The organism is Streptomyces sp. 135, from assembly GCF_020026305.1.
GTDB lineage: Bacteria > Actinomycetota > Actinomycetes > Streptomycetales > Streptomycetaceae > Streptomyces.
In genome coordinates, this window is sequence record NZ_CP075691.1 from 1,282,741 (window position 1) to 1,304,381 (window position 21,641).

Sequence of the window (21,641 nt, forward strand, 5' to 3'; positions counted from 1 at the left end):
GCTCGGGCCGCTGTACCGCCGGCCCGGGTCTCTCGGGCCTGGGTCGTTCCGGGGCTCGTTCGAGGCTCGGCCGGGCCGGCGGTCGGGAGGTCAGATGTAGCGGCCCTCGAACCACGCGCGTGCCGCCAGCGTGTGGAGCGGGAAGGCGAGTTCGTCGGCCTGGCGCAGCACGTCCCAGCCCTCGGTCTCGTCCGTCGGCGCGGAGGCGGGCAGGTCGGCGGCCGGGCGCTCGGGCAGGAGACCGAAGAGCAGGAGGTATCCGTCGGGGGCGCTCATGGCGTCGATGAGGCGGACGTCGCGGCTCTGCGCCGCGATGCCGGTCTCCTCCTTGAGCTCGCGTACGACCGCGTGCCGCCAGTCCTCCCTGTCGTCGATGAAGCCGCCGGGCAGGGCTATGCCTCCGAGGGCGGGAGCGATGCCGCGCGTGACGACGACCAGGCCGGTGCCCTGTGTGTCGTACACGGGCTGGAGGGCCACCGCTACGGGGAGCGGGTTGCGGTAGGCCACGGCTCCACAGGCGGCACACGTGCGGGGCCGGCCCGAGGGCTGGTCTTCGTAGGACGCTCCGCAGCTCGAACAGTGGGAGCCCGGGGCTGAGTTGGCGAGGTGTGGGGATTCGGACACGCCGCGGACTGTATCCGATCGCCTCGGCGTCGGTCTTCCCTGGTCGGCAGTGATCCTGGTAGATGCAGGGGCATGACAGCATTTGCCCCCGTTCTGCGGAAACTCGTGATCTCGGCCGCCGCCCTGCTGGCCGTGGCGGCCGCCCCCTCCCCCGCGCAGGCGACGCCCGAGCCGAAGGCTCCGGAGGAGTTCGTGGCGCTCCGTGACGTCGACCCGACCATCATCCAGGAGATGCGGTACATCACGCCTCACAACTTCGTGGGTGAGCCGATCGACGGCTACAAGAAGCCGATGTGCATCCTGACCGAGCCCGCGGCGAAGGCGCTGCACAAGGCGCAGCGCGCGTTGCTGCGCAAGGGCTATTCCTTGAAGGTGTACGACTGCTACCGGCCGCAGCGGGCCGTCGACCACTTCGTGCGGTGGGCGAAGGACCTGAGGGACGAGCGCATGAAGGAGGAGTTCTATCCCCTTGTCGACAAGTCGCGGTTGTTCGCGGACGGTTACATCGCGGAGAAGTCCGGGCACAGTCGCGGCTCGACGGTGGATCTGACCGTCGTGAAGCTTCCGGCGGCGCCGACGCGGCCCTATGTGCCCGGGGAGCCGCTGACGCCGTGCTACGGCCCCCGGAGTGAGCGCTTCCCGGACAACTCCGTGGACATGGGGACGGGCTTCGACTGCTTCGACACGCTGTCGCACACGGACGATCCGCGCGTCACGGAGCAGCAGCGGGCCCACCGCGACCTCCTGAGGGGCGCGTTGGCCAAGGAGGGCTTCGTCAATCTGCCGGAGGAGTGGTGGCACTTCACCCACAAGCCCGAGCTGTTCCCGGACACCTACTTCGACTTCCCTGTCTCGCGGAGGTCGCTGTCGGGGCACGGCCCGTGGCACACTTCTGACTGAGCGTCAGATTTAGTGTCACGCAGCGCCATGGAGGAACCTTGTCGCGTACGCGCACACCCGTAGTGGCCGACTGGTTCGCCGGCGAGGGGGAGAACTTCCGCCTCCTGGGGACGCGTTGCTCGGCCTGTGCCGCCGTCTTCTTCCCGCGCGAGGACGGTTTCTGCCGCAATCCCGGCTGCGCGGGCGGGGAGCTGGCCGAGGTGCCGCTGTCACGGCGCGGGCGCGTGTGGTCGTACACCGACGGGCGTTACCGGCCCCCCGCGCCTTACGTCTCCGATCCGGAACTTCCGTGGCAGTCCTACACGTTGGTCGCTGTGGAGCTGGCGGCAGAGCGCATGGTGGTGCTCGGCCAGGCGGTTCCCGGTGTCTCCGTCGCCGATCTGGAGGTCGGCATGGAGGTGGAGGTCGTCCCCGGGGTGCTCAATGAGGACGACGGGACGACGTGGACGACGTGGCACTGGCGGCCCGTGGAGGTGGGCGCATGACCGGCGAGGTGGCGGTGCTCGGCGCGGGCATGCACCCCTGGGGCAAGTGGGGGCGCAGCTTCGTCGCGTACGGAGTGGTGGCGGCCCGTGCCGCCCTCGCGGATGCCGGGGTCGACTGGCGGCACGTGGGCTCGATCGTCGGCGCGGACACCGTCCGTGGCGGCTATCCGGGGTATGTCGCCGGGGCCACCTTCGCCAAGGCTCTGGGCTGGCAGGGGGCGCGCGTCACGAGCGTGTACGCGGCGTGCGCGTCCGGTGCCCAGGCGATCGGCACCGCGCGCACGCAGATCCTCGCCGGCATGGCGGACGTCGTCCTGGTGGTCGGTGCCGACGCGGCCCCCAAGGGGTTCTTCCGGCCCGCCGGCGGTGAGCGGCCCGATGATCCCGACTGGCTGCGGTTCCGGGTCCTCGGCGCGACCAACCCCACGTACTTCGGTCTGTACGCGCGCCGCAGGATGGCCGTGCACGGCGACACACTGGAGGACTTCGCCCAGGTCAAGGTGAAGAACGCCGCCGCGGGCACCCTCAACGCGAACGCCCGCTACCGCAAGGCCGTCACGGCCGAGGAGGTCGCCGCATCCGCCGTCGTCGCCGACCCGCTGCGGCTGCTCGACATCTGCGCCACCTCGGACGGGGCCGCGGCCCTGGTGCTCTCCAGCATGGAGTTCGCCCGGCGGCACGGGGCGCCGGATCCGGTGCGCATCCGCGCGGTGTCCACGGTCACGCCGACGTATCCGGTCACCGTGCTGGACCTGCCGGACATCGCCACGGACTCCGCGGCCGCCGCGGCCCCCGCCGAGGAGACGTTCCGCGCCTCCATCGCACGAGCGGCGTACGAAGAGGCGGGCATCGGCCCCGAGGACATATCCCTGGCGGAGGTGTACGACCTGTCCACCGCTCTCGAACTCCAGTGGTACGAGGATCTGGGGCTCTGCGCCGAGGGCGAGGGGGCCAAGCTGCTGCGTGACGGAGCGACGGCCGCCGGCGGGCGCGTGCCGGTGAACACCAGCGGGGGCCTCGCGTCCTTCGGGGAGGCCGTGCCGGCCCAGGCGATCGCTCAAGTATGCGAGCTGACCTGGCAGTTGCGGGGAGCGGCCGGGGCGCGACAGGTCGCGGGCGCACGCGTGGGGATCACCGCGAACCAAGGTCTGTTCGGCCATGGCTCCGCCGTCGTCGCGGTGCGCTGATCCGCCACGCGGGCGCTCGGGAGGAAGGCGCGGCACCGGTTAACCGTTGCCGTCCGCGACCTTGACGCTCCATCACCACCGGTGAACACTTCCGGGTGTCAGTCGGCGTCGCCGCACCCCGGCTCCACGGCGCTCAGAGCCTCTGTGCGCGTGCAGGGTCTGCGTGAAGGGCCTGGTCAACAGGTCATCCCCCATGGGCGATACGACTGCGACGGCACGCTCGTCATGGACGCCGGGCGGGGCGCGGGAGACTCCCTGCCTCCGGCTGCGTCAGCCGGGCGCATCCAGGCAGTAGTCGTGGGAAACGCACCCTGCACGGAGGACCGGGGCGCTCCGCCCCGGGCGAGGGCCTAGGAGCCGCCATGTACGCGAACGGGGACATCTTCGTCGGTGAGGTCATCGGCACCGCGATTCTGATTCTGCTCGGCGCCGGCGTGTGCGCCGCCGTCACGCTCAGCCATTCGAAGGCGAAGGCCTCCGGGTGGGTCGTCATCGCCTTCGGATGGGGCTTCGGGGTGCTCGCGGGCGCCTACACCGCGGGCCCGCTCTCCGGCGGCCACCTCAACCCGGCCGTCACGCTCGGCATCGCCATCGACACCGGCGAGTGGGGCAAGGTCTGGGTCTATGTGCTCGGGCAGCTGGTCGGCGCGATGCTCGGCGCCGTCCTCGCGTATCTCGTCTATCTCGCGCAGTTCAACGCCAATGTCGCGCGGAGCGTGAAGGACAAGGTGGCCGGGGCGCACGAGCCGACGCCGACGCTCGGGATCTTCTCCACCATCCCGGAGATCCGCAACCCGGTCGCCAACCTCGTCACGGAGGTCATCGCGACCGTCGCGCTGGTGCTGCCGATCCTCGCCTTCGGCCTCACCAAAGGCCTCGGCGAGTCCGGCACCCAGACGCTGATCGTGGCCTTCCTCGTCGTCGGCATCGGTCTCTCGCTCGGCGGACCCACGGGCTATGCCATCAACCCCGCGCGTGACCTCGGCCCGCGCATCGTGCACACCTTCCTGCCGATCCCCAACAAGGGCACGTCCGACTGGAGCTACGCGTGGATTCCGGTGGCCGGACCGCTGATCGGCGGAGCCCTCGCGGGCCTCATCTACAACGCGGCCTTCTGAGACAACGCAGCCTTCTGAGTGCAGCCTTCTGAGTCCTCTCATCGAGCTCATCAAGGGGTAGCCATGCCGGACAGCTCCGAAAAATTCGTCGCCGCCATCGACCAGGGCACCACCTCCAGCCGCTGCATCATCTTCGACCGGGACGGCGCGATCGTCGCCGTGGACCAGCGCGAGCACCGCCAGATCTTCCCCAAGCCCGGCTGGGTCGAGCACGACGCCACCGAGATCTGGTCCAAGGTGCAGGCGGTGGTCGCGGGAGCGATCGCCAAGGCCGGGCTCCGCGCCGACCAGGTGAGCGCGCTGGGCATCACCAACCAGCGCGAGACGACGGTCCTGTGGGACCGCGCGACGGGCAAGCCCGTGCACAACGCGATCGTGTGGCAGGACACCCGCACCTCGGGTCTCTGCAACGAACTGGGCGGCGCGGACGGGCAGGACCGCTTCCGCGAGCAGACGGGGCTGCCGCTCGCGAGCTACTTCTCCGGGCCCAAGGCGGCCTGGCTGCTCGACAACGTGCCGGGGCTCAGGGCGCGCGCCGAGCGGGGCGAGATCGCCTTCGGCACCATCGACTCCTGGTTGATCTGGAACCTCACGGGCGGCACCGACGGCGGCAAGCACGTCACCGACGTCACCAACGCGGGCCGCACCATGCTGATGAACCTCCAGACGCTCCAGTGGGACCGGTCGATCCTGTCGGCGATGAACGTCCCTGAGGCGATCCTGCCGGAGATCAGGTCGTCGTCCGAGGTGTACGGCACGGCCGTGGGGCAGCTCTCCGGAGTGCCCGTCGCCTCCGCGCTCGGCGACCAGCAGGCGGCCGTGTTCGGGCAGGCCTGCTACGACACCGGGACGGCCAAGAACACCTACGGCACGGGCAGCTTCCTGCTGCTCAACACCGGGAACCGGCCCGTTCCCTCGAAGAACGGGCTGCTCACGACCATGGGCTACAAGATCGGCTCCGAGGCGCCCGTGTACTGCCTGGAGGGGTCCATCGCGATCACCGGCGCCCTGGTGCAGTGGTTCCGCGACCAGCTCGGCATCATCCGCTCGGCCGACGAGATCGAGACGCTGGCGGCGAGCGTGGACGACAACGGCGGCGCGTACATCGTGCCGGCGTTCTCCGGCCTGTACGCGCCGTACTGGCGCTCGGACGCGCGCGGTGTCGTCACCGGGCTCACCCGGTACGTCACCAAGGCGCACCTCGCGCGGGCGGTCCTGGAGGCCACCAGCTGGCAGACCCGTGAGGTCGTCGACGCGATGTACCAGGACTCAGGGGTGCGGATCACCACCCTCAAGGTGGACGGCGGCATGACCAAGAACAATCTGCTGATGCAGCACCAGGCGGACGTCCTCGGGGTGCCGGTGATCCGTCCCAAGGTCTCCGAGACGACGTGTCTGGGCGCCGCGTACGCGGCCGGGCTCGCGACCGGCGTCTGGAACGACCTCGACGAGCTGAAGGCGCACTGGCAGCAGGACGTCGAGTGGTCGCCGCGGATGGACGCGGCCACACGGGACAAGGAGTTCCACAACTGGCACAAGGCGGTGGAGCGGAGCTTCGGCTGGCTGGAGGACGGCGAGGGCTGAGCCGAGCGGAGCTGCGGCCCGTACCCCGGTCGGCGGGGGTACGGGCCGTGGGCACGCAGGTCAGGTGGTCACGGGCTCCCTGGCGGCCGCGGCGGCCGCCATCGCGTGTTCGACGACGCGGATGAGGACTTCCTTGACGGACTCGCGGTCGCGCGCGTCACACAGCACGACGGGCACCGTCTCGTCGAGGTCCAGCGCCTGGCGGACGGTCTCGGCGGGATAGCGGGAGGCGCCCTCGAAGCAGTTGACACCGACGACGAAGGGTATGGACCGCCGCTCGAAGTAGTCGACGGCGGCGAAGCAGTCCTCCAGGCGGCGGGTGTCGGCGAGGACCACCGCGCCGAGCGCCCCCGTCGCCAGCTCGTCCCAGAGGAACCAGAAGCGGTCCTGGCCCGGCGTACCGAAGAGGTACAGGACCAGGTCGTCGCGCAGGGTGATGCGGCCGAAGTCCATCGCCACGGTGGTGGTGTGCTTGCCCGCGACGCCGCTCGTGTCGTCGATGGGCCGGCCGGCCTCGCTGAGGGTCTCCTCGGTGCGCAGCGGCTTGATCTCGCTGACCGCGCCGACCAGGGTCGTCTTGCCGACGCCGAAGCCTCCCGCCACCAGGATCTTCAGCGTGACCGGCTCGACGGGGGCCTTGCCTCGCTCAGAACGCCTGAAGATCATCGCTCACTTCTCCTGGATCAGTACCTGTATCGGGGGTGTCGTGCGGGGCCGGTCCGTATCCGCCGCCGCCGGGGGTTTCGATCACGAGTACGTCGCCGGGGCCCAGGTCGGCCGAGTCGCTGCCGCCGAGCTCCAGGACGGTGCCGTCCGTGCGCTCCACCCGGCCCGCGCCGAGCGCGCCCGGGGCGCCGCCCGCCATGCCGTACGGCGGGACCCTGCGGTGCTGGGCCAGCATCGACACCGTCATCGGCTCACGGAAGCGAATGCGGCGCACTCCCCCGTCACCGCCACGCCACCTCCCGCTGCCGCCGCTGCCCCGCCGCACCGCGAACTCCTCCAGGAGGACGGGCAGCCGCCACTCCAGGACTTCGGGATCGGTGAGGCGGGAGTTGGTCATGTGGGTCTGTACGACGGACGCCCCGGCGAAGCCGTCGCCCGCTCCGGAGCCGGAGGCCACCGTCTCGTAGTACTGATGGCGGGCGTTGCCGAAGGTGACGTTGTTCATCGTGCCGGAGCCCTCGGCCTGCACGCCGAGGGCGGCGTAGAGCGCGCCGATGATCGCCTGTGAGGTCTCCACGTTCCCGGCGACGACGGCCGCGGGCGGCTCGGGCGCGAGGAGGGAGCCGGGCGGGACGATGATGCGCAGGGGGCGCAGACAGCCGTCGTTGAGCGGGATGTCGTCGTCGACGAGGGTGCGGAAGACGTACAGGACCGCCGCGTTGACCACCGCGAAGGGTGCGTTGAAGTTGGTGGCGAGCTGAGGGGACGTACCGGTGAAGTCGACGGTCGCGGAGCGTGCGTCCCGGTCCACGGTGACGCGCACCTTGATGGTCGCCCCCGAGTCGGTTTGATAAGCGAACTCGCCGTCTTCCAGGACGTCGATGACGCGGCGCACGGATTCCTCGGCGTTGTCCTGGACGTGCTTCATGTACGCCTGAACGACGTCGAGGCCGAAGTTGTCGATCATCCGGGCGACTTCGTCGACGCCCTTTTGGTTGGCGGCGATCTGGGCGCGCAGGTCGGCGAGGTTGGTGTCCGGGTTGCGGGACGGGTAAGGAGCGTCGGTGAGCAGGCGCCGGGTCTCGGCTTCGCGGAACCGGCCCCCCTCCACAAGAAGCCAGTTGTCGAAGAGGATGCCCTCTTCGTCGATGGTGCGGCTGTTCGCGGGCATGGAGCCGGGGGCGATGCCGCCGATCTCGGCGTGGTGGCCGCGCGAGGCGACGTAGAACAGGATCCGCTCCCCGGGCGTGCCGTGCTCGCCCGGTCTGTCGAAGACGGGCGTGATGACGGTGACGTCGGGCAGGTGGGTGCCGCCGTGGTACGGGTCGTTGACGGCGTAGGCGTCACCGGGCCGCATGGAAGTGCCGCGGCGTTCGATGACCTCCTTCACGCTGGTGCCCATCGAGCCCAGGTGCACGGGGATGTGCGGGGCGTTGGCGACGAGGTTGCCGTCGGGGTCGAAGAGCGCGCAGGAGAAGTCGAGTCGCCCCTTGATGTTCACCGACTGGGCGGTGGACTCCAGTCGGGCGCCCATCTGTTCGGCGATGGACATGAAGAGGTTGTTGAAGACCTCAAGGAGGACGGGGTCGGCGGCGGTGCTCGCGGTGGAACTCCCCGGTTCCGCGACGCGTTCCATGACCAGGTGCCCGGTCGGGGCCGCGGCCGCCTGCCAGCCGTCGTCCACGACCGTCGTGGCGCCGGCCTCCGTGATGATCGCGGGCCCGGCGACGGTCTGCCCGGCGGGCAGTTCCTCACGGCGGTGCAGCGGTACGTCGCGCCAGGTGCCGCCGGTGTGCAGCCGGACGCGGCGCGGGGTGCCCCGGGTCGCGGTGCCCGCGAGTGCGGAGAGGTCCGGCGGATCGGTGATCCCGGTGGCCTCCACGGAGAGGGCCTCCACGATGACGGGGCGGTCCAGGGTGAAGGAGTAGGTGGCGCGGTGGCGGTCCTCGAAGGCGCGGGTCATGTCGTCCGGGTCCGTGAGTTCCACGGTCAGGGCGGTGTCGATGCCGTCGTAGCGCAGTTGGGCGCGGCGCGTGACGCGGATGCGGTCGGCGGGCACGTCCTCGGCGAGCAATTCGCCCCGGGCGGCGCTCTCCAGGTCGTCCGCGGTCTTGCGGACTCGCGGCATCGAGGAGGCCTCCAGGGGCGCCTCCACGGACTGCTCGCGCATCGCCGTGGTGTCGGCGAGGCCGATGCCGAGGGCGGAGAGGACGCCTGCCATCGGCGGGACGAGGACGGTGCGGATGCCGAGCGAGTCGGCGACCATGCAGGCGTGCTGGCCGCCCGCGCCGCCGAAGGTGGTGAGGGCGTAGCGCGTGACGTCGTGGCCCTTCTGGACCGAGATGCGCTTGACGGCGCCCGCGATGTCGGCGACGGCGATCCGCAGGTAGCCCTCGGCCACCTGTTCGGGGGTGCGGTCGTCGCCCGTCGCCTCGTGGATCTCGCGGGCCAACGCGGCGAAGCGGTCGCGTACGAGCGCGTCGTCCAGGGGCTGGTCGCCGTCGGGACCGAACACGCTGGGGAAATGGGCGGGTTGGACGCGGCCGAGGGCGACGTTGGCGTCGGTGACGGTGAGCGGGCCGCCGCCCCGGTAGCTCGCGGGGCCGGGGGCGGCGCCCGCGGAGCCGGGCCCCACGCGGTAGCGGCTGCCGTCGAAGTGGAGCACGGAGCCGCCGCCCGCGGCGACGGTGTGGATGTCGAGCATCGGGGCGCGCAGGCGGACCCCGGCGACCTGCGTGGTGAAGACCCGCTCGTACTCGCCCGCGTAGTGCGAGACGTCCGTCGACGTACCGCCCATGTCGAAGCCGATGACGCGGTCGAAGCCCGCGAGCCGCGACATGCGGGCCATGCCCACGATGCCGCCGGCCGGGCCGGAGAGGATCGCGTCCTTGCCGCGGAACCGGCCCGCTTCGGTGAGCCCGCCGTTCGACTGCATGAACATGAGTCGTACGCCGTGCAGTTCGTCGGCGATGTGCCGGACATAGCGGCGCAGGACCGGGGAGAGATAGGCGTCGACGACCGCGGTGTCCCCGCGCGGGACGAGCTTCATGAGGGGGCTGACCTCACTGGAGAGCGAGATCTGCGGGAAGCCGGCGCGGGCGGCGAGTTCACCGATGGCGCGTTCGTGGGCGGGGTGGAGGTGGCTGTGCATGCAGACGACGGCCAAGGAGCGGATCCCGTCGTCGTACGCCTCTTGTAAGGGCCCGCTCAGGCCCTCCAGGTCGGGTGGGCGCAGGACCTCGCCGTCGGCGGTGACGCGTTCGTCGACCTCGATGACCCGGTCGTAGAGGAGTGCGGGGAGCACGATCTCTCGGGCGAAGATCCGGGGCCGGTTCTGGTAGGCGATGCGCAGGGCGTCGCGGAAGCCGCGGGTGATGACCAGGGCGGTGGGCTCGCCGGTGCGTTCCAGGAGGGCGTTGGTGGCGACGGTGGTACCCATCCGGACGGCGTCGATGGTCGCGTCGTCGGCGCCGGCTTTGGCGCGGCCGAGCAGTTCGCGGATACCCGCGACGGCCGCGTCGCGGTAGCGGGCGGGGTTGTCGGAGAGGAGCTTGTGGGTGAGCAGGCGGCCGTCGGGGCGGCGCGCGACGATGTCGGTGAAGGTGCCGCCCCTGTCGACCCAGAACTGCCAGCCAGTCACGTTCTCACTCCCGCTTCCGCGCTGTTCAGAGCGCCCGGAGGCCGCTGATCACGTCGCGCAGAATACTCTCGTCCGGCAGCTCGGCGGGGGGAACGGGGCGGGTCACGTGCACCAGTTCGTGGGCCACGAGGTCCCCGATCAGCACGCGGATCACGCCGATGGGCAGATCGAGTTCGGCCGCCAGTTCGGCGACCGACTGCGGCGTGTCACGGCAGAGCTCGACGATGTCCACGTGCTCGGGCGACAGCGTCTGGTCCGCCTCCGGGGCGCCGGCGGCCCAGTCCTCGGCGATGACGACCGCGATCAGGTCGAGGCGGTGCTGTGCGGGGCTCGTGGTGCGCCCGCGCGTCATGGCGTACGGGCGCACCACGGGGCCGGCTTCGTCGTCGAACCAGCGGGGCGTCTGTTGTGGTTCCGGCGCCCCCCTCGCCGCGGCTGTGCCCGGTAAGCCCCGCAGGGTCTGTGCTCTCTGTGCCCTCTGCGCGCGCTGTGCCCTCTGCGTTCTCTGTGTCCTCTGCGTGCTCTGTATTCCTCGGCCGTCGTCGCTCATGACCTCCCACTACCCTCCCGCGGGCAGGTCCGTGCGCGGCGCCGTACCCAGATGCACACCCACCCTCTTGACCAGCAACGTCATCTCGTATGCGACCAGGCCGACATCGGAATCCGCTTCCGCGAGGACGGCGAGGCAGCTGCCGTCGCCCGCGGCGGTGACGAAGAGGAACGCGTCGTCGAGCTCGACCACGGTCTGGCGGACCTTGCCCGCGTCGAAGTGACGGCCCACGCCCTTGGCGAGGCTGTGGAACCCGGAGGCGACGGCGGCGAGGTGTTCGCTGTCCTCCCTCGTCAGGTTCTTGGACACGCCGGTGGGCAGGCCGTCCCCGGAGAGCACGAGCGCCTTGCGGATGCTGGCGACGCGCTGCACCAGGTCGTCGAGGAGCCAGTTCAGCTCACCCGGCCCCCCGGTCGTGGCGGTGCGTGCGTCGGCCTTCGGTGCGGTCATCGACCGTTCCCCTCAGATGTCGTTCCTGGTGCTGTGCCGTCCGTGGCGTCGTCGCCGGCGGCATTCTCGTCGCGGCCGCGCTGCCAGCCCCGCTGGAGCGAGGCCATGCGGCTGCGTACCTCCTCCGCGTCCCGCTCCTCCGGCCGGGTCTCGGCGCGCTCGGAGCGGCGGTCGGGTCCGTCCTTCAACTGCGGGGCGAGATTGGCCTGCCGGATCCGGCGGGGCAGTCCGCCCAGGGCGGCCGTGGTGGTGCTCCGGTCCCGGTCGGCGTCCGCGAGGGGCGCCGGGGCGGGGCGGGGCCTGGTCTCGGCCCCTGCCGGGGTGGTGCGGTCTCGGGTGGTGCGGTCCGGGGCGGCGCCGCCCTGCGGGCCGGTGCGGCGGGTGCGCCGAGGAAGGTCGAGTGAGTCGAGCGACCTCTCGGCGGCGGTGACGTCGCGGTGCGGCGGGGACAGGTCGGGCCAGGCGGACCGCGGCCGGGGCTGCGAGGGCTCCGGGGTCATGTCCTCCGCCGCCGGGGCCAGCGGCCTGCCCTCCTGGGACCTGCCGTGCGTGACGGGGCGGCCGTGCGAGCTGACCAGCTTCGGGGTCCTGCGGCGCGGCAGCGGCACGGGGTCGCCGGGGCGGGTGTCCTCGGCTGGGTCGTCGTCGAGGCGGGTCTGCGGGACGTCGCGGCGGGTGGGCCCGGGGCGGCCGGACTCCCGGTCGTCGCGGGCGTGCTGGTGTTCGCCCGGCGCGCCGGGTGCCCGGCGACGGGGGCGGAAGAGGTCGCCGCGCTCGCTGTCGTCGTCGCCGAGCGCGCCGGGGAAGCCGTCGAGGTCCGCCATGCCGACGGGCGCCTCGAGCTCGACGGGGCCGTCGAGCAGGGAGGCGGGCAGGCCGGGCAGTTGCACGGGCACTTGGGCCAAGGCCGCCGCGCGGTCCGCCGCCTTGTCGGTGCTCGCGGCCTCCTTGGCCTGCGGCCGGTCGAGCCGGAAGCCGACGCCGCCGGTGTCGGGGACGTCGTCGGTGAGCAGGGCCTCGGGGATGAAGACGACGGCGGTCGTACCGCCGTAGGGAGAGGGTTGCAGGGAGACGCGGACCCGCTGGCGCTGGGCGAGCCGGCTGACGACGAAGAGGCCGAGCCGGTCGGTGTCGGACAGTTCGAACTCGGGGGTCTCCGCGAGGCGGAGGTTGGCGTCCAGCAGGGCGTCGGGGGCCATGCCGAGCCCCCGGTCGTGGATCTCCAGGGTGAAGCCGTTGGCGACGTGCTCGCCCAGGACCTGGACGGCGGTGTGCGGGGGCGAGAACACCGTGGCGTTCTCCAGGAGTTCGGCCATCAGGTGCGTGAGGTCGGCGACGGCCGGGCCGGTGACGGCGATGCGCGGCAGGCGGCGCACCTCGATGCGTTCGTAGTCCTCGACCTCGGCGACGGCGGCCCGTACGACGTCCATGAGCTGGACGGGCTTGCGCCACTGCCGGGACGGGGCGGCCCCGGAGAGGATCACGAGGCCCTCGGCGTGCCGCCGCATGCGGGTGGTCAGGTGGTCGAGGCGGAAGAGGTCGGCGAGCTCGTCGGTGTCCTCGGTCCTGCGCTCCATGGTGTCCAGGAGCGTGAGCTGCTTGTGGAGCAGGACCTGGCTGCGGCGGGCGAGGTTGACGAAGACCTCGGAGACGCCGCGCCGCAGGTCGGCCTGTTTGACGGTGGCCTCGACCGCGGCGCGCTGGAGGGTGTTGAGGGCCTGGCCGACCTGGCCGATCTCGTCCTTGTCGTACGTCAGCCGGGGCGCCTCGGTCTCCACGTCGACCTGTTCGCCGGCTGCCAGGCGGCGCAGCACGCCCGGCAGCCGGACTCCGGAGGCTTCGTGGGCCTCCAGTCGCAGACGGCGCAGGTCACGGATGAGGCCGCGGCCGATACGTACGGACAGGAAGACCGAGACCAGCAGCGCGAGGAGCCCGAGGACGCCGGCCAGGACGACACGCACGACCACGCCGACGGCGGCCGGTTCGACGCGGTCCCTGAAGCGGTCGCTCGCTTCGACGTCGCGTTCGGCGAGGTCTTTCAGGACCCGGCCCGCGGCGGCGTCCCAGTGTGCGGACGTCACCGCGCGCGGGGTGCCGGGCGCGGACTCGATGACGTCCTTCTCGGCCTTGCGCAGCTGCGTGGTGTCGGCGCCGTTCCAGTAGCGCTCGTAGCGGCCGCGGTCGTCCTCCGGAAGCGGCGCGAGGTTCACCTCGTACAGCAGGGAGCGCTGCGCCCTGAGTTCGGCGACCTGCCGGATCTCGGACCTGGTGACGCGCCGCGCGACGAGCGCGGAGCCGAGCAACGCATCCTCGCGGGAGAGCAGTTCACGCGCGCGTGTCACGCCGACGAGCGCGCGGCCCTGCTGGTCGAGGCTGACGTCGTCGAGGTAGGCGAAGCCGTTGAGGGTGGTGAGGAGGCCGAAGCAGGGGTCGATCAGCTTGGTGTACATCTTCAGGGCGCCGGCCCTGGTGATGGTGCCCTCTTCGACCGTGCGGCGCAGCGACTCGATGCCGTCGAAGGCGTCGAGGAGCGCGGTCAGCCGCTTGCGCGAACTCTCGTCGATGCTGTCGCGTAGGTCCGGGTCCTTGGCGTTCGTACGGACCTCGGCGATCATGTCGTCGGTCGCGTCGCGGCTGCGGCGCAGGGCCGCGAGGGCGTCGGACGCGCGCGGGTCGGCGAGGTAGACGAGGGTCTGGCGGCGCTCCTGCTGGACGACGCGGACCGTGTCCTCGATCGGGTATCCGAGCTTGTCGACGACGTTGGCCGTGTCGAGCAGGGCGCTCGCCTCGCGGCCGGTGATGACGGTGGCGAAGCCCCAGATGGCGGTCAGGGAAACCAGCGGCACGAGCAGCAGCGCCACGATCTTCCGGCGGATGGACTTCCCGCGAAAGCGCATGGCCTCCCCCAGATCGGCCCCCTGCGGCCGTTGCACGGGCCAGGGGCACACATGTGCGTCAACAAACGGCGCGAGCCTACTACTGACACACGAGCAACTCGAAGACGCTTCCGAGCGCTTTTCGGCCGTGACGCGAAAGAGACGTCCGCAGTTGTCCCTCCATTACGGGAGATTGCGTCCCAGCCCGTGGCGCCTGTCGCCGGGGTCCATCGCCCGTCGTACGTACGCCAGTTGGCCGGAATCCTTCGCTTCGCGGAACCGGAACGGGAATCTTTCCGATCTCTCGTTCGTCGATCAGGAGAGACGGTCAAGAGTCCTCGGGGAGAGGGCGGGCCGCAGGGCAGGCGGCATAAAGCGCAGTAAACCGGGCAGCCACAGGTGAGTTGGGCCAGAGGCGTCCCCGGAAGATGTTCGTGAACGGCCGCGAAGCAGCGGGGGAGTGACGAAATGATGGGCACGGCAGAGCGCCACGAGGCGTCGGTGTCAGGCAATGGCGGGGACGAGAGGACAGCGGCGCGCGCAGCCGCCCCGCAGGGGGACGACGAGCGCCCGGCGTCCCGTCCGCCGCTGTGGGTCGAGGAGCCCGCCCGCAGGAGGCGGCTGCCCGATCCGGTCCGGACGGCGGCCGTCCGGGCCGTGATCCTGGTGGCGGTGACCCTGGTGCAGGCGATGGTCGCCTTCCTCGCCGCCCTCGCGGGGTCCTGGCTCTCCTTCCCCATGGTGCTGAGCAGCGTGGCGAGCACGATCGTGGCCACCTGGGGCGTGCTCGACGTATGGGTGACCCGGCAGGTGTGGAAGCAACGGCACGGTGTGGTGTCCATGCCGAGCAGCACGGCGCGACAGCTGCGGCGCGAGCGGCGCCGGGCCCGACGGCAGGCACGGGTGGCGGCGCGCGGCAAGGTGCGCATACGCAGGCGGGGCGGCGCGGGCCAGCTCTCGCACTCCTGAGGGGGCGTCACCCTGCCGCGGGCTTCACCGGACGGTGTCGTCGTGGCGGCGCGCGGGGCGGCCGTGCTTCCGTACCGGGCAGCCGTGGGGCCAACGGAGGGTCCCGGTGCCGCCCGGTCGGCTCAGACCTGTACGGGCGGCCTCGCGGTCCGGGCAGTGGGTTCCTCCGAGGCCTCTTGGGCGGCGGCGGCCACAAGTTCCCTGCGCACCTTCATGAACGGCCGGGCGCGATCGACCGCGAGGGCGGCGGTCCTGCGGCCGGCTCGCTCATAGACGGCGAGGAAGCCGCCCTCCCCCACGGCCTCCGCGGAGCCCTCGACGATCCGCACGGTGTCGCCTTCGCGGCGCCGCCCGGCGAACTGGAGACGGGAGCCGTACTGATCCGACCAGAAGTACGGCAGTGGGCGGAGCGTCTCGACCGTGTGCCCGGCGAGCAAGTTCCTGACTGCCACGCGGGGTTGCTCCGTGGCGCTCGTCCAGTGCTCCGCGCGGATCCCGCCCGCGCGGGCCACATCGCCCACCGCGACGACCTGCGGCAGCGCGGTGACGCAGCCGTCGTCGCACAGGACGCCGTCGTCCAGGGCGAGGGGCGAGCCCGCGAGCCAGTCGGTGCAGGGCGTGGCCCCGATGCCGACAACGACCACGTCTGCGGGCAGCAGGCGCCCGTCGGACAGCTCCACGGCCGTGACGGCGCCGCCACGGGCGGGTGTCGGCGCGTCGCCCCGGAGGGCGGCCACGCCCGTTCCCGTCAGCAGCCGTGCGCCACCGCGCGCGTGCAGCCCCGCGCACGCGGCAGCCATCTCCGTCCCGAGGTGGGCGGCGAGCGGCAGGGGCGCGGCCTCAAGGACCGTGACGTCATGGCCGAGCGCCACGCACGAGGACGCGGTCTCGGCGCCGATGAAGCCGCCGCCGATCACGACCACGCGCCGCGGGCCACGGACCAACTCCGCCCGCAGCGCGCGGGCGTCGTCCAGGGTGCGCAGGGTGTGGACGCCCGTGAGAGCCGGGCCGGGCAGGCGCCGCGCGGACGCCCCGGTGGCGATGACCACGCCGTCGCTCGCCAGTGTGCGGCCGTCGTCGAGGACGACCGTGCGGCCACGCGCGTCGAGGGCCCGCGCGCGCGTGCCGAGGACCCACTCGGCGGCCAGCTCCGCCGTCTCCTCCGGGTCGGCCAGGGCGAGTTGTTCCTTGGCGCCGCCTCCGGTGAGGAAGCCCTTGGACAGGGGCGGCCGGTCGTACGGCCGGTGCGGCTCGGCACCGACGACGACCAGGCGCCCGTCGAACCCCTGGGCGCGCAGTTCCCGCACCGCGTACAGCCCCGCGAGCGAGGCCCCGACCACGGTGACGGTCCTGATGCGGCCCGCGGTGACGGAGCCCATGCGGCCCGCGGTGACGGAGCTCATGCGGCGGAGCCTTCCTCGGCGGCGGCCAGGCGCACGTGGACGACGCCGTCCTCGACGTACACCTGGTGGGTGCGGACGGGCCTGCGCGCGGGCAGGCAGGTGGGTCGCCCGGTGCGGAGATCGAATGACGCGGCATGGAGCGGGCATTCGACCAGACAGCCCTCCAGCCACCCCTCCGAGAGGGAGGCGTCCTGATGGCTGCATGTGTCGTCGATGGCGAAGAGCTCACCGTCGGCGTTGAACACCGCGACGGGCGGCGTGGTGTCGAGGCGGACGGACTCGCCCGCGGGGAGGTCTTCGAGGCGGCATACGGGAATCATGGGCCCCCCTCTGATGTCGTTCGGCCCGGTCCTCGCCCCTTCTCGGGCCAGGACTCTTCGGTAACATGATGTTTCACATGGCGCACGAGGGAGCGCTATGCGCAACAGAATCCGGTCGGGGTGCCCGTCGCGTCAAGGGCTTCCCGAAGACGCGGCTGCGACAGGCCGCCAGGTGGTGAGAGTCGAGTCATGACCGGCACACGGAAACAGCCTGATCAGAACAGTGGGCCGAAGGGCGAGCCACGGGAGGGGCAGCCCAGGACGACCGCCGGATCCGTCCAGTCCGTGGACCGCGCGGTGAGCGTCCTGGAGATCCTCGCGCGGCACGGCGAGGCCGGGGTGACGGAGATCGCCGACGAGTTGGGCGTCCACAAGTCGACGGCGTTCCGGCTCCTCGGGGTGCTGGAGAACCGCGGCCTGGTCGGCCAGGCCAAGGATCGCGGGAAGTACTTCCTGGGTGCGGGCGTACTCCGCCTCGCGGGGGCGGCGGCAGTGCGCATGGACATCTCCCAGGAGGGCGGCCCGGTCTGCCGCGAACTCGCCGACGAGGTGGGTGAGACCGTCAACATCGCGGTCCTGGACGACGACGCGGCGGTCAACATCATGCAGGCGCGCGGCCCGGCGTCGGTGACCGCGCAGAACTGGCTCGGCCGGCGCACGCCGCTGCACGCCACGTCCAGCGGCAAGGTGCTCCTCGCGCACCTGCCGACGACGCTGCGGGAGGGGCTGCTGGCCCGCACGCTGCCCCGCCTGACCGAGCACACGGTGACCGGCACGGTGGCGCTGCGCGGCGAGCTGGAGGCCGTCGCGGGGCAGGGCTTCGCGGTCGCCGTCGAGGAGTTGGAGGTGGGCCTCGCCGCGGTCGCCGCGCCGGTGCGCGCGCACGACGGCAAGGTGATCGGCGCGCTCAGCGCGTCGGGGCCGGTGTACCGGCTGACCGAGGACCGCCTCACCGAGCTGGCCAAGCGCACGGTCGCGGCGGCCGTGGAGCTCTCCCGGCGGATGGGGTACGGCTTCTGACCGGAGAGCACCCCGTGGGCGGGACCAGGAACTCCTGGCCCCGCCCACGCGCGTATCGGCCATGTTCCGGCACGCCTCCGCTGTTTTGCGAAGGGTTGACCACGCCCTCTTGACGGCCTCTTGATGGCGTTCTCACTATGTCTCTCATAGCGCAACCGATCGTGCACTACGCAACAGCACCGCCGTGCCGTACGCATCCATGCCGTCGAGCCGTGCGCAAGCGCAGAGGAGGCTGGCCGTGCCCCATGAGGTCCGTGCCGTCGTCGCCGTGAAGAAGGGCGCACCCGTGGAGGTGCGGACGATCGTCGTGCCCGATCCCGGCCCCGGGGAGGTACTCGTCTCCGTGCAGGCCTGCGGGGTCTGTCATACGGATCTGCACTACCGGGAGGGCGCGATCAACGACGACTTCCCGTTCCTGCTCGGCCATGAGGCGGCGGGCACCGTCGAGGCGGTCGGCGCGGACGTCACCGATCTCGCCCTCGGCGACTATGTGGTGATCGCCTGGCGGGCGCCCTGCGGGACCTGCCGCTCTTGTCTCCGCGGGCGCCCCTGGTACTGCTTCGACTCGCGCAACGCCGACCAGCCGATGACGCTCCGCGACGGCACACCGCTGAGCGCCGCGCTCGGCATCGGCGCCTTCGCGGAGAAGACGCTGGTCGCCGCGGGCCAGGCGGTGAAGGTCGACCCGGCGGCGCGCCCCGAGGCCGTGGGCCTGATCGGCTGCGGCGTGATGGCGGGGTACGGGGCCGCCGTGAACACCGGCGGGGTGGGCCCTGGCGACACCGTCGCCGTGATCGGCTGCGGCGGTGTCGGCGACGCCGCGATCGCCGGGGCGTCCCTGGCCGGGGCGCGGCGCGTCATCGCCGTCGACATCGACGACGCGAAGCTGGACGGGGCGACCCGGTTCGGCGCCACGCACACCGTCAACTCCCGCGGCACCGACCCCGTGGCGGCCGTGCGCGAGCTGACCGGCGGGCACGGGGTCGACGTCGCGATCGACGCGGTCGGCACCCCGTCGACGTACAAGCAGGCGTTCTACATGCGCGACCACGCGGGCGTGCTGGTGCAGGTGGGGGTGCCCGATCCGGAGATGACGGTCGATCTGCCGCTGATCGACCTCTTCTCGCGCGGCGGCGCCCTCAAGTCGTCGTGGTACGGCGACTGCCTGCCCACGCGGGACTTCCCGATCCTCGTCGACCAGTACCTCAGCCGCCGTCTCGACCTGGGCGGCTTCGTCTCCGAGACGATCACCCTGGACCAGGTGGAGGAGGCCTTCGCGAGCATGCGGCGCGGTGAGGTGCTGCGCTCGGTGGTGGTCCTGTGAGCCGCTCCGACGCGCACGCCACGGTGGGGCCGACGGCACGGCCCCGCGTGGTCGTCATCGGCGCCGGAATCGTCGGCTGCTCGCTCGCCGACGAGCTGACCGCCCGCGGCTGGACCGATGTCACCGTGCTCGACCAGGGGCCGCTGCCCGCGCCGGGCGGCTCCACGTCACACGCGCCGGGGCTGGTCTTCCGGACCGGGCCCTCCAAGACGTTGACCGCGTTCGCGGCGTACACGGTGGAGAAGTTCACCTCTCTGGAGGTCGACGGGCTCTCCTGCTTCCTGCCGGTCGGCGGCCTGGAGCTGGCCACCACGCCCGAGCGCTGGGCCGATCTGCACCGCAAGGCCGGTCTCGCCGCTTCGTGGGGCGTCCGCGCCGAGCTCGTCGGCCCCGAGCGGTGCAGGGAACTGTGGCCGCTCGTCGACGCGACCCGGCTCCACGGCGGCCTGTACACGCCCGACGACGGCCTGGCCCGTGCCGTGCCCGCCTGCCGGGCGCAGATGGAACGGGCACGCGCGCGTGGAGCACGTTTCCTGGACCGGCACACCGTGACCGGCATCGAACGGGACGGCGATCGTGTGGCGGCCGTCGTCACCGACCGCGGCACCTTCCCCGCCGACCACGTCGTCTCGGCGGCCGGCTTCTGGGGGCCGGTGATCGGGCGGATGGCCGGTGTGGACGTACCGCTGCTGCCGCTCGCACACCAGTACGCGAAGACGGGTCCGCTGCCCGGGACGGCGGGCGTCACCGACCCGGGCGCCGAGGCGTCGCGGCCCATCCTGCGCTTCCAGGACCGCGACCTTTACTTCCGTGAGCACGCCGACCGTATCGGCATCGGCTCGTACGCCCACCGGCCGCTGCCCGTCGACCCGTTCACCGTGCCCGCGTACGACGACGCCGAGGACATGCCGTCGTCGTACCCCTTCACCGAGGAGGACTTCGCGCCCAGTTGGGAGGACTGCCGATGGCTGATGCCCTCCCTCAAGGAGACCGAGATCGAGGAGGGCTTCAACGGCGTCTTCTCCTTCACCCCCGACGGCATGCCGCTGCTCGGCCCGTCGCGGGCGCTGCGCGGCTTCTGGCTGGCCGAAGCCGTCTGGGTCACGCACTCCGCCGGCGTCGCCAAGGCGGTCGCCGAGTGGCTGGTCGAGGGCCGGCCCTCGCTCGACCTGCACGAGTGCGAGCTGACCCGGTTCGAGGACGCCCAGCGCTCCCCCGCGTACGTCGCCGAGCGCGGCGCACGGCAGTTCATCGAGGTCTATGACGTCATCCACCCGCTCCAGCCCCCGGCCGAGCCGCGCCCCCTACGGGTCAGCCCCTTCCACGCCCGCCAGCAGGATCTCGGCGCGGTCTTCCTGGAGGGCGGCGGCTGGGAGCGCCCGCACTGGTACGAGGCGAACGCGCCCCTGGCCAAGGGCATCGAGGTGCCGCCGCGCGATGCCTGGGCGGCCCGTCACTGGTCCCCGATCGCGGCGGCCGAGGCGCGCGCCACGCGCGAGGGGGTCGCCCTGTACGACATGACGCCCCTGCGCCGCCTGGAGGTCACGGGCCCCGGCTCGCTCGCCTTCCTCCAGCGCATGACCAGCAACAACCTCGCCAAGAGGCCCGGTTCGGTCACCTACACCCTGCTGCTCGACGAGGCGGGCGGCATCCGCTCCGACCTGACCGTGGCGCGGCTGGCCCCCGACCGCTTCCAGGTGGGTGCCAACTCCCCCGCCGACCTGGACTGGCTGCTGCGGCACGCCCCGGACGAGGTACACCTCAGGGACATCACCTCGGGGACCTGCTGCGTCGGCGTCTGGGGCCCGCTGGCCCGCGCGCTCGTCCAGCCGCTCACCCGCGACGACTTCTCGCACGAGGCGTTCGGCTACTTCAAGGCCAAGGAGACGTACATCGGGCACGTCCCGGTGACCGCGATGCGCCTGAGTTACGTCGGTGAACTGGGCTGGGAGCTGTACACCACCGCCGACCTGGGGCTGCGCCTGTGGGACACGCTGTGGGAGGCGGGACGGGCGCACGGCGTGATCGCGGCGGGGCGCTCGGCGTTCAACAGTCTGCGCCTGGAGAAGGGGTACCGCGCCTGGGGCCACGACATGACCACCGAACACAACCCCTACGAGGCGGGCGTCGGCTTCGCGGTCCGCATGAACAAGGGGGACTTCGTGGGACGTTCGGCGCTCGAAAAGCTCGGGGCGCCGGCCCGCAGGCTCACCGCCCTCCTCCTCAACGATCCGGCCGCCGTCGTCCTCGGCAAGGAACCCGTCTACGTCGACGGTGCCCCCGCCGGGTACGTCACCAGCGCCTCGTACGGCTACACGCTGGGCCGCTGCGTCGCGTACGCCTGGCTGCCGCCTCTGGAGACGGGCACGGGCGTCCACGTGGAGTACTTCGGTGAAAAGGTGCCGGCAACGGTCGCCGCCGAGCCTCTGTTCGACCCGGAGATGACCCGCATCCGCTGCTAGCCGCCGGCCGGTTCGAGAGGCTGCTCCCCCTGATGTCCCGTATCGACCCGTAGCCGCCAGGAG

The 21,641-nt window shown here is 71.9% G+C and carries 17 protein-coding genes; 9 read left to right on the forward strand and 8 right to left on the reverse strand.

Annotated elements, in window-relative coordinates:
• Window positions 1–90: 90 nt before the first annotated feature.
• Entirely contained in the window at window positions 91–624 is a 534-nt protein-coding gene (locus KKZ08_RS05930; protein WP_223773432.1) for an NUDIX domain-containing protein, read from the reverse strand.
• Between the two features lie 72 nt (window positions 625–696).
• Here KKZ08_RS05930 and KKZ08_RS05935 point away from each other — a divergent pair, with 72 nt between their 5' ends.
• From KKZ08_RS05935 to glpK, 5 genes are all read left to right on the forward strand, one after another.
• A complete protein-coding gene (locus KKZ08_RS05935; RefSeq protein WP_223773433.1) occupies window positions 697–1,524 on the forward strand; it encodes a M15 family metallopeptidase in 828 nt (275 codons plus the stop codon).
• A 38-nt stretch (window positions 1,525–1,562) separates the two neighbouring features.
• Window positions 1,563–2,009 (forward strand): zinc ribbon domain-containing protein, encoded by a 447-nt coding sequence (locus KKZ08_RS05940; protein ID WP_223773434.1) that lies wholly within the window; start codon window positions 1,563–1,565, stop codon window positions 2,007–2,009.
• Window positions 2,006–3,196 carry a lipid-transfer protein gene (locus tag KKZ08_RS05945; protein ID WP_223773435.1) on the forward strand — a complete coding sequence of 397 codons (1,191 nt, stop codon included), beginning with the start codon at window positions 2,006–2,008 and terminating at the stop codon, window positions 3,194–3,196. Before KKZ08_RS05940 ends, KKZ08_RS05945 begins: the two co-directional genes overlap by 4 nt.
• Window positions 3,197–3,558: 362 nt before the next feature.
• A complete protein-coding gene (locus KKZ08_RS05950) occupies window positions 3,559–4,314 on the forward strand; it encodes an MIP/aquaporin family protein (RefSeq protein WP_223773436.1) in 756 nt (251 codons plus the stop codon).
• A gap of 63 nt (window positions 4,315–4,377) precedes the next feature.
• Window positions 4,378–5,898, forward strand: a complete 1,521-nt coding sequence (glpK, locus tag KKZ08_RS05955; protein ID WP_223773437.1) for a glycerol kinase GlpK — start codon at window positions 4,378–4,380, stop codon at window positions 5,896–5,898.
• Window positions 5,899–5,958: 60 nt separating this feature from the next.
• Here the strand turns inward: glpK and KKZ08_RS05960 are convergent, their stop codons facing one another.
• The 5 genes from KKZ08_RS05960 to KKZ08_RS05980 form a co-directional block, all read right to left on the reverse strand.
• Window positions 5,959–6,564 carry an ATP/GTP-binding protein gene (locus KKZ08_RS05960; RefSeq protein ID WP_223773438.1) on the reverse strand — a complete coding sequence of 202 codons (606 nt, stop codon included), beginning with the start codon at window positions 6,562–6,564 and terminating at the stop codon, window positions 5,959–5,961.
• Complete coding sequence (locus KKZ08_RS05965; RefSeq protein ID WP_223773439.1) at window positions 6,545–10,204, reverse strand: hydantoinase B/oxoprolinase family protein; 3,660 nt, start codon at window positions 10,202–10,204, stop codon at window positions 6,545–6,547. Before KKZ08_RS05965 ends, KKZ08_RS05960 begins: the two co-directional genes overlap by 20 nt.
• A gap of 25 nt (window positions 10,205–10,229) precedes the next feature.
• Entirely contained in the window at window positions 10,230–10,574 is a 345-nt protein-coding gene (locus tag KKZ08_RS05970) for a DUF742 domain-containing protein (RefSeq protein ID WP_223773440.1), read from the reverse strand.
• Between the two features lie 189 nt (window positions 10,575–10,763).
• Window positions 10,764–11,204 (reverse strand): roadblock/LC7 domain-containing protein, encoded by a 441-nt coding sequence (locus KKZ08_RS05975; protein ID WP_223773441.1) that lies wholly within the window; start codon window positions 11,202–11,204, stop codon window positions 10,764–10,766.
• Window positions 11,201–14,101 carry a nitrate- and nitrite sensing domain-containing protein gene (locus KKZ08_RS05980; protein ID WP_223773442.1) on the reverse strand — a complete coding sequence of 967 codons (2,901 nt, stop codon included), beginning with the start codon at window positions 14,099–14,101 and terminating at the stop codon, window positions 11,201–11,203. The genes KKZ08_RS05975 and KKZ08_RS05980 overlap by 4 nt, the downstream gene beginning before the upstream one ends.
• Before the next feature lie 450 nt (window positions 14,102–14,551).
• Between KKZ08_RS05980 and KKZ08_RS05985 the strand changes: the two genes are divergently transcribed.
• Window positions 14,552–15,049, forward strand: a complete 498-nt coding sequence (locus KKZ08_RS05985; protein WP_223778928.1) for a hypothetical protein — start codon at window positions 14,552–14,554, stop codon at window positions 15,047–15,049.
• Window positions 15,050–15,171: 122 nt separating this feature from the next.
• Here the strand turns inward: KKZ08_RS05985 and KKZ08_RS05990 are convergent, their stop codons facing one another.
• Both KKZ08_RS05990 and KKZ08_RS05995 read right to left on the reverse strand, forming a co-directional pair.
• Window positions 15,172–16,452 carry an FAD-dependent oxidoreductase gene (locus tag KKZ08_RS05990; RefSeq protein ID WP_223773443.1) on the reverse strand — a complete coding sequence of 427 codons (1,281 nt, stop codon included), beginning with the start codon at window positions 16,450–16,452 and terminating at the stop codon, window positions 15,172–15,174.
• Window positions 16,449–16,772: a bifunctional 3-phenylpropionate/cinnamic acid dioxygenase ferredoxin subunit gene (locus KKZ08_RS05995; protein ID WP_223773444.1), complete on the reverse strand. Its 324-nt coding sequence runs from the start codon at window positions 16,770–16,772 to the stop codon at window positions 16,449–16,451. Before KKZ08_RS05995 ends, KKZ08_RS05990 begins: the two co-directional genes overlap by 4 nt.
• 189 nt (window positions 16,773–16,961) lie before the next feature.
• Here KKZ08_RS05995 and KKZ08_RS06000 point away from each other — a divergent pair, with 189 nt between their 5' ends.
• From KKZ08_RS06000 to KKZ08_RS06010, 3 genes are all read left to right on the forward strand, one after another.
• Window positions 16,962–17,792, forward strand: a complete 831-nt coding sequence (locus KKZ08_RS06000; RefSeq protein ID WP_223773445.1) for an IclR family transcriptional regulator — start codon at window positions 16,962–16,964, stop codon at window positions 17,790–17,792.
• Window positions 17,793–18,030: 238 nt separating this feature from the next.
• On the forward strand, window positions 18,031–19,116 hold the full coding sequence (locus tag KKZ08_RS06005) for an S-(hydroxymethyl)mycothiol dehydrogenase (RefSeq protein WP_223773446.1): 1,086 nt from the start codon (window positions 18,031–18,033) through the stop codon (window positions 19,114–19,116).
• Window positions 19,113–21,578 carry an FAD-dependent oxidoreductase gene (locus tag KKZ08_RS06010; RefSeq protein ID WP_223773447.1) on the forward strand — a complete coding sequence of 822 codons (2,466 nt, stop codon included), beginning with the start codon at window positions 19,113–19,115 and terminating at the stop codon, window positions 21,576–21,578. Before KKZ08_RS06005 ends, KKZ08_RS06010 begins: the two co-directional genes overlap by 4 nt.
• The last annotated feature ends 63 nt before the right edge of the window (window positions 21,579–21,641 follow it).